6 protein-coding genes are annotated in these 7,894 nt (G+C 64.6%); 3 read left to right on the top strand and 3 right to left on the bottom strand.

Features of this window, described 5'->3' with window-relative positions:
• Positions 1–42: 42 nt before the first annotated feature.
• Positions 43–822 carry a hypothetical protein gene (locus AC0L3D_RS18975; RefSeq protein WP_473645420.1) on the bottom strand — a complete coding sequence of 260 codons (780 nt, stop codon included), beginning with the start codon at positions 820–822 and terminating at the stop codon, positions 43–45.
• 155 nt (positions 823–977) lie between these two features.
• On the opposite strand from AC0L3D_RS18975, the gene AC0L3D_RS18970 reads away from it, so the two are divergent.
• From AC0L3D_RS18970 to AC0L3D_RS18960, 3 genes are all read left to right on the top strand, one after another.
• Positions 978–2,075 (top strand): CapA family protein, encoded by a 1,098-nt coding sequence (locus AC0L3D_RS18970; RefSeq protein WP_473645432.1) that lies wholly within the window; start codon positions 978–980, stop codon positions 2,073–2,075.
• Between the two features lie 152 nt (positions 2,076–2,227).
• Complete coding sequence (locus tag AC0L3D_RS18965; RefSeq protein WP_128176355.1) at positions 2,228–3,187, top strand: DUF3137 domain-containing protein; 960 nt, start codon at positions 2,228–2,230, stop codon at positions 3,185–3,187.
• A 709-nt stretch (positions 3,188–3,896) separates the two neighbouring features.
• Complete coding sequence (locus tag AC0L3D_RS18960) at positions 3,897–4,835, top strand: diacylglycerol/lipid kinase family protein (RefSeq protein ID WP_473645418.1); 939 nt, start codon at positions 3,897–3,899, stop codon at positions 4,833–4,835.
• Positions 4,836–4,975: 140 nt separating this feature from the next.
• Here the strand turns inward: AC0L3D_RS18960 and AC0L3D_RS18955 are convergent, their stop codons facing one another.
• Positions 4,976–6,187 carry a mandelate racemase/muconate lactonizing enzyme family protein gene (locus AC0L3D_RS18955; protein WP_473645416.1) on the bottom strand — a complete coding sequence of 404 codons (1,212 nt, stop codon included), beginning with the start codon at positions 6,185–6,187 and terminating at the stop codon, positions 4,976–4,978.
• Positions 6,184–7,800, bottom strand: a complete 1,617-nt coding sequence (locus AC0L3D_RS18950) for a GMC family oxidoreductase (RefSeq protein WP_473645430.1) — start codon at positions 7,798–7,800, stop codon at positions 6,184–6,186. The genes AC0L3D_RS18955 and AC0L3D_RS18950 overlap by 4 nt, the downstream gene beginning before the upstream one ends.
• Positions 7,801–7,894 lie beyond the last annotated feature (94 nt).

The raw sequence follows: 7,894 nt of genomic DNA, 5'->3' as shown, positions 1-7,894 counted from the left end.
GCGCGCGGGCGCGCCCACCGCCCAATTGCCCTTCACACCCAGCTATATGACGCCGGCGATGCCCCACTCGCCCGAAAACATCCCGCCGCACATCCCGCCGGCCGGCGGCACGAGCGTGTCCTGCAGCGGCAGTTTTGCGCGCGGAAACAGCATGTGGAACGAGCCGTCGAAGGCGTTGCTGAAGTCATGCGCCAGCCAGAAATCCGCCTGCGCCATCAGGAATTCGGCATAGCCCTGCAGCCAGTAGCCGTCGGCGCGGTCGAAGCGGAAGGTGAGGGCGGGTGCGGCCGGGTCTGGCGCACCGCCGCGTGACAGGGACGCCATAATTGCGGCGGCACTTTCGTCCGCCGCGATCTGGCCGTCCTCGTTGAGGTCGATGCCGAGACGGGTGAGGTCGACCTCGATGCCGATGTCGGCATCGGCAGGCACGGATCCAAGCGTGGCTGCGGACTTTTCCAGCCGATCGCGGAAGGCGACCAGTATGGCGCGGAAGCCGTCGTAGGTCAGCGGCGCGGGATTGGGATTGTCCGGCACCGGCAGCCGCATCAGCGGCAGCATGAACGATTGCGGGCTTTCGAAACCGTGGCGGTGCAGACCGCCGGCCAGGATCTCCAGCGCGGTGAAGAACTGGCCGGCGCCGGCGGCGTAGGCCGACGCAGGATCAGTGGGCGCAGCGGCTTCCAGCGCAGCAAGTGTGCTGTCGCGGTCGGCTACGGTTTTTGCCTCGAACATGGCGGCCGGTTCGGGGGCCGCGGCTCCGGCGGAAGCAACCGGCAGCAGCAGAAGAAGGGCGGATGCCAGCAGGCTCGGAAATCGCGTCATCTTGGTCCTCCGGTATGCCATTCGGCGGCAACCATATACGCATCTTGTGTGTTGCGCCTACTGCGGGCATCTGGCCGCACGATTGCGAACGGAGGCGCTTCGCTATATCGGGCGCATCGTCTACCGTGGCCGTTCATCCCGGTGCAGGGCTGCGCGTGTCGAACTATCCGCTTTCCTACAAATTGTCCTGGCTGCCACGCTTCTTGAAGCCTTCGCTCAGCGGCGATCGCCAAGGCTTTGCGCCAGCGGCAGGAAACATGATCGAGCCGCCACCGGCGCGGACGGTGCGGCTCGCCTTTGTCGGCGATATCTCGGCGGTGGCCAATCGCAGCGCGCCGCAATGCGACCCGGCGATCGCCACGCTGCTCGGCTCCGCCGATCTGGTGATCGGCAATTGCGAAAGCCCTGTGGTGGAGCGACCGAGCGCGGCGATGGGCACGAAGCTTGGCACCCGTCATGCCATGACCGAGCGGTTTCTTGCCGAGGCGCTGGCCGCCGTGGGCATCTCGCGCGATAGGCTGGTGTTGTCGCTCGCCAACAACCATGCGCTCGACCAAGGCGTCGAGGGTTTTGACGAGACCGTGGCAGCGCTGGAACGGCTTGGCATCCGCAGCATCGGTACCGCGGCCGCCGGTCCGGTCGAACGCGTCGCAGTCGGGCCGCTGACAATAGGCTTCGCCGCCTTCACGCTGTGGCGCAACGCCGGCGCGGCGGCGTTCGCCGGCCGAGTGTCGATGCAAGGCGAGCCGGCACGATGGCCGCGCCGCGACGCCGTCGACCTTACCTGCGCCGTGCCACATTGGGATTGGGAGTTCCGGCATTTTCCGCAGGCTGAAACGCGCGTGCTGGCCCGGCGTTTGGCCGCGCAGGGCGTCGGGCTGATCGCTGGCCATCATGCCCATGTCGTGCAGCCGGTGGAGCGGATCGGCAAGGCGCTCGTCGCCTATGGCCTCGGCGATTTCCTCGGCACCGCCTTTGCGCGGCAGCCATGGCCCGGCCGCATTGGTAGCATCCTGACCGTCGATATCAGCGCCGACGCCGGCAAGCGTGGCGCCATTGCCGCCTACCGGCTGCATCCGTTCATGCGGCTGCGCGCCGGCGACCATGAGCGGCTGCTTCCGGTTGAGGCGCTGGAGGACCGAATGCGCAGCAAAGTCGAAGGCCGGTTGACTGCGATCTTTCCTTCTCCCCTTGTGGGAGAAGGTGGATCGGCGCGCAGCGCCGAGACGGATGAGGGGTGCTGGAAGAAATGAGGCGTTAGCGTTCCCTGGAACACCCCTCATCCGTCGCCTTCGGCGACACCTTCTCCCACAAGGGGGAGAAGGGATCACCGCCCACCCGGCAGGCGACTTTCCCGTAAAAGCGGCTATCATGCAGCGCAAAGCTTTTCGACGGTGGGATGGCGATGGAAGCAGCGGATTTCATGCCTGATGAAGCTGACATCGCCGGCATCAAGAGCAATCTGGCGGCCTACGAGGCCGAAAGGGCTTCGGCCTACCGGCAAGTCCGCTGGCGGGTGCCGCTGTTCATCGGACTGGTGCTGGTGTTCGTGGCGCTTGTCGCCTGGCTTTTCAACAGGATCGCCGATCCCTACGAGCAATGGCTCTCGACGCCGCATGTGTTGCTCTATGTCGTCGGGCTGGTGGCGGCGATCCTGCTCTATTTCCAGGCGATCAAGCCGGCGAGCAGGTTGCAGCACCGCAAGACACTGCTGCCGATCATCTTCGGCTTCATCAGGGACATGCGCTACGAGCATGAGGTGACGCCGAATTCGTTCGACCGGCTACCGCGCGAGACGATCGGCACGTTCAACACCAAGCGCTTCGACGACATCGTATCCGGCCGCTACGAGGGATTTCCGTTCGTGCTTTACGAAGCCGATCTCCGGCAAGGCACGGGCGGCACGATAGCATTCAAGGGGATCGTCGTTGCCTTCGAGACCATCGTGCCGTTCCCCGGCATATTGGTGGCGGCGCGCCGGACTGGGTTGGCCGTCGGGTTCTTCCGCGGCATGTTCGCCAGCAAGATGCAGGAATTGTCATGCGGGGTGCCCGAGCTCGATGCTGCCTACGACTTCCGCACCGACAATGTCGAAGCGGCGCAGCCGCTGGTGAGCGGCCGGCTGGCGCAGGCACTGACATGGCTCAAGGAGACATGGCCTGATGATCCGGCGCGGGTCGCGCTCAATGGCAGCGACGGCTTTTTACTCCTGCCGCAGACGAGGAATTTTTTCGAGCTGCCTGATATCTCGGTGCCGCTCGACTACGCCAAGCACGTCGCGCCTATCATTGCCGACATTGGGGCGATGCTGGCGACGGCGGCGCTGGTGCGCAAGATCGGCGCAACGGACGCGGCGGCGGGTTAGCCCGAACTTGAGGTCTGCTGCCAGCTTCTGAATCAACACCAGGAAGCTTCGCTCCGGTCGAACCGCGTGAGACAGGCAGTCAAATCGCGAGAGAAGCCCAAAAAACAGTCGGCGCCGGGATTTCTCCCAGCGCCTCCCTGTCAGATCAGGACACGGTCGCGGCAGCAACTTCCGTAAAGACGTCGCGCCATGCCGGCCTTGATGTTGACGGTCCTGCCAGCCACCGCCCGAGGGCAGCGTCCGTTCGGGACCTCGCCAGTCTCCACCCTTGCAAGCTTCGTCCAGCGCGCCATCGAAGGTTTTTGCCGTCCTTCATGGCAGCATCGGTCCGCCGTAGGCGTTCGCACGCTTTCCGCGGCCCCGTAGTCTCGGTCCTCAAAACAGGCAAGCCTGCGTTCGGGGCCGTACGGGCCTCAGGAAATCTTCCGTTTCGCTTCGCCTTTCGACTTGGCAATCGGTAGCCGCCTGAGATGGGTTTAATGTACGGGAGATAAGCGTTCGGCGAAACGGTTGCGAGCCTGTGGATAGCGGGATTATCGGGGACCAGCGCCTGCATCGGCGCGTTTATTTTGCCGAGATGCGGGGCGGGACACGCCCATCCTGCGGCAAGCTGCAGGATTCTGCCCTTGCCCCACACTGCGGCGCGGGCTTCAATGCCGGCGAAGGATTTTAGGACGGCAGTGTCGTTGCTGTCCTTGGGAGGACATTCTTGAAGGTCGGGGTGGTTCTCAATCCGATTGCCGGTGGCGGCTGGCTCAAGCGGCACTGGCCCGAGGTCAGCGCTTCGCTCAGGAAACATTTCGGCGATTTCGAGCTGCGCGAGACGCAGGCGACCGGCGACGCCGAAAGGCTGGCATTGGTCCTTGCCGCCAGCGGCTGCGACCTGGTGATCGCGGCGGGCGGCGACGGCACCGCCAGCGAAGTTGCCGACGGGCTGCTGCAGGCGTTTGCGGAAAGTGGCCGGACGGCCGAGCTCGGCCTGCTGCCTTGCGGCGCCGGCATCGATTTCGCCCGCGGGCTCGGCCTTTCGGACGAGGTCGACCTGACGCTGAAGCGCATCGCCGAGGCCAAGGCCCGCCGGGTCGATGCCGGCCGCATCTCTTACGTCGACGACCATGGCGCCCTGGCCAGCCGCCATTTCATCAACATCGCCAGCCTCGGCCTGTCGGGCGCCACCGACCGCGCGGTCAACGCCGACAGGCGCAAGGGCAATGTGTCGGCCAAGGCGCTGTTCTACTGGCGCACCCTGTGGGAATTCATGCGCTACCGGTTCCAGGACGTCGTGATCACCGTCGACGACGGCGTCCCGGTCGAGGCGCGCGTCGCGCTAGTGGCGGTGGCCAACGGAAAATTCTTCGGCGCCGGCATGATGATCGCGCCGGATGCCGAACTGGACGACGGCCAGTTCGACATCGTCATCCTGCGCGCGGCTGGCAAGCTGAAGCTGATCTGGGACATCCGTCTGCTCTATGGCGGCCGGCATCGCAACCATCCGGCAATCACCATTTTGCGCGGCAGGAAAGTCGTTGTCGAACCACTCGGCGATGTGCAAAAGAACGGCGCTCTGGTCGACATAGACGGCGAGTCGCCGGGGCGCATACCGGCGACCTTCGAGATCCTGCCCGGCGCGCTGACGCTGAGATATTGAATCAAGCTGTTGAGACCTTGGTTCCGGTCGCTTCGATCGTGATTTAGGCGATCAGGCCAACATGCTGGAATCGCGCGACAATTACCTGACGGCAGAGCTTGAGCCTAGCCGGGAAACCCGGTCGCATCTCTTGCGCGCGCTCACGGCGTCAACGGCGTCTGCATCATCTGCAGATGCAGGTCCGTGCCGGTCCAGGGATGCGCTTCGCAGACGGCTTCGTCGAGCTCGACGCCAAGGCCCGGCTCCTTCGACGGAACGACGTTGCCGTCCTGCCACTCGATCTTCTTCTTCAGCAGTTTTTCGTGAAAACCGTCCCACTGCTTCAGCGATTCCAGGATGAGGAAATTGGGCAAGGTCACGGCAAGCTGGATGTTGGCCGCGCCGACGATCGGCCCGCAATAGCAGTGCGGGGCGACCTGGATGTGATAGGCCTCGGCCATGGCGGCGATCTTCTTGGTTTCGAGAATGCCGCCGGAGCGGCCGAGGTCGGGCTGCAGAATGGTCGCGGCGCGGTTCTCGATGACGCGGGCAAACTCGAATTTCGTTGTCAGCCGTTCGCCGGTGGCGATCGGGATCGACGTGCCGCGCGCCACCTGCGCCATCACTTCGGGCATGTCGGGCGGCACCGGTTCCTCGAACCACAGCGGGTCGTAAGGTTCGATCGCGCGGGCCATGCGCAGCGCGCCCGATGCGGTGAACTGGCCATGCGTGCCGAACAGGATGTCGGCCCTTGTGCCGACCGCCTCGCGGATCGCCTTGACCATGCGGGCGGAGAGATCGATGTCGACGAGACGCGGCTGGTGACCGTCAAAGGCGGTGTAGGGTCCGGCCGGATCGAGCTTGACGGCATTAAAACCCTGCTCGACATATTCGAGCGCGCATTCGGCCGCCAGGTCGGGGTCGTTGTAGACGTTGTTGCCGCGGGCATCTTCCGAATGGACGCTGCCGCTGTGCGGATAGAGGTAGGTATAGGAACGCAGCGTTTCGTTAACCTGGCCGCCGAGCAGCTTGTAGACCGGCTTGCCGGCCTCCTTGCCGATGATGTCCCAGCAGGCGATTTCGAGCGCCGAAAAACAGCCCATGCCGGACACGTCCGGGCGCTGGGTGAAGCCGGACGAATAGGCGCGGCGGAAGAAGTTCTCGATGTCGTGCGGATCGCGGCCGATCAGATAGCGCTCGGCCATGTCCTCGATCATTCTTGCGGTGACATGGGCCGAGAAGGTGGCGTTGTAGGCCTCGCCATAGCCGACGACGCCGCCGTCGGTGGTGAGCTTGACGAAGATGAAATACTTGCCGCCGATGCCGGGCGGCGGATTGCCGACAACCCAGGTTTTGACGTCGGTGATTTTCATTTTTGATCCTCCAGAACCAGTTCGGCGCCCTTCCATCCGGTCATGATCGCGGCGGCGTTGGTGTTGCCGGTGATGTTATCGGGAAAGATCGAGGCGTCGATAACCCGCAAGCCGGCGAGGCCGTGAACCCGCAGGCGCGGGTCGACGACAGCGGCGGTGGCGTCCGGCCCCATGCGGCAGGTCGAGACCGGGTGGTAGACAGTGCCCGAGCGCTTTCTGAAATCCTGGATGATATCCGCATCGGAGGTGATTGACGGGCCCGGCAACACCTCTTCCTCGATGATCTCGGCCATTGCCGGCATGGCGGCGATCTTCCGGATGAACTTCACCGCCGCCAGCATCTCGGCGACATCAGCCTCGGTCGAAAAGGCGTTGGCGACGATCTTCGGATAGTCGCGCGGATTGGCGGAGCGGATCATGATCTCGCCACGGCTCGATGGACGGCAGTTGGACAGGCCGATGGAAAAGCCCGGCCACGGATCGGGCGTCAGGATCGGGCGCTCGCCGCTCTTCGGAATGACGGTCGAGAATGCCTGGAAATAGAGCTGCATGTTGGGCCGTGCCGTCGCCGGATCGGTGCGGAAGAAGCCGCCGGCATTGTTCATCGACAGCGACAGCGGGCCGGAGCGCATCAGCATGTATTGCATGCCGACCATGAGCTTGCCCCACCACGGGCGCAGGATCTGGTTGAGCGTCGGCAGCCTGCCCTTGAAAGTGTAGTTGATGCCGACATGGTCCTGCAGGTTCGCGCCGACATTCTCGTTGGCGTGGACGACGGCAATGCCGAGCGCGCCAAGGATCGCCGAGGGACCGATCCCGGAAAGCTGCAGCAACTGCGGCGAATTGATCGAGCCGCCCGACAGGATGACCTCGCGGCCGGCGCGGGCGGTTTTCGTCTCACCATTTTGGAGATACTCGATGCCAACGGCGCGCTTGCCCTCGAACAGGATCCTGGTCGCCAGCGCATTGATCTCGACGCGGAGGTTTTTGCGCTTCATCGCCGGGCGCAGGAAGGCGCGGGCGGCCGACATGCGGCGGCCGTTCTTGGTGGTGATCTGATAGATGCCGGCGCCCTCCTGGGAGGCGCCGTTGAAATCCGGATTGAACGGCAGGCCGGCCTGATTGGCGGCCGCCAGATAGCGCTTGGTCAGCGGATGGACTGCGGTCGAGCAGTCGGTGATATGCAGCGGACCGCCAACGCCGCGCCATTGATCGGCGCCGGCCTGATTGTCTTCCAGCGCCTTGAAGACGGGCAGCAGGTCGTCGAAGCCCCAGCCGGGATTGCCGGCCGCTGCCCAAGCGTCGAAATCCTCGCGCGCGCCCCTAATCCAGACCATGGCGTTGATCGAGCTCGAGCCGCCGAGCAGCCTGCCGCGCGGCCAGTGGTCGACATTGCCGGCGAGGCCGGGGTCCGGCTCGGTCTTGTAGTTCCAGTTGACCGCAGGGTCGAAGAAGGTCTTGCCGTAGCCGAGCGGCATCTGGACGTAGAAACGCCGGTCGCTGCCGCCGGCCTCGAGCACCAGAACCGAGAAGCGGCCGGAAGCCGACAGTCTTTCGGCCACAACCGAGCCGGCCGAGCCGGAGCCAACAATGATGAAATCATAGGTCTGCATGATGGCTGCGGCCGGCTCCGAATTCTCGCTCAACCTAGACGCCGCAAGCCGCCGCGATCACCGGAGCTTCCGGCATCGCCTGTGAAAAAAGCGA

Source organism: Mesorhizobium sp. WSM4837 (genome assembly GCF_055811435.1).
The sequence above is the reverse complement of the archived record's forward strand: the minus strand, read 5'-3'. Positions and strand labels throughout refer to the sequence as shown.

Excerpts from the sequence above, each read along its gene's own strand:
- AC0L3D_RS18975 (WP_473645420.1), bottom strand. The coding sequence starts at position 822 with ATGACGCGATTTCCGAGCCTGCTGGCATCCGCCCTTCTTCTGCTGCTG.
- AC0L3D_RS18965 (WP_128176355.1), top strand. The coding sequence starts at position 2,228 with ATGGAAGCAGCGGATTTCATGCCTGATGAAGCTGACATCGCCGGCATC.
- AC0L3D_RS18955 (WP_473645416.1), bottom strand. The coding sequence starts at position 6,187 with ATGAAAATCACCGACGTCAAAACCTGGGTTGTCGGCAATCCGCCGCCC.
- AC0L3D_RS18950 (WP_473645430.1), bottom strand. The coding sequence starts at position 7,800 with ATGCAGACCTATGATTTCATCATTGTTGGCTCCGGCTCGGCCGGCTCG.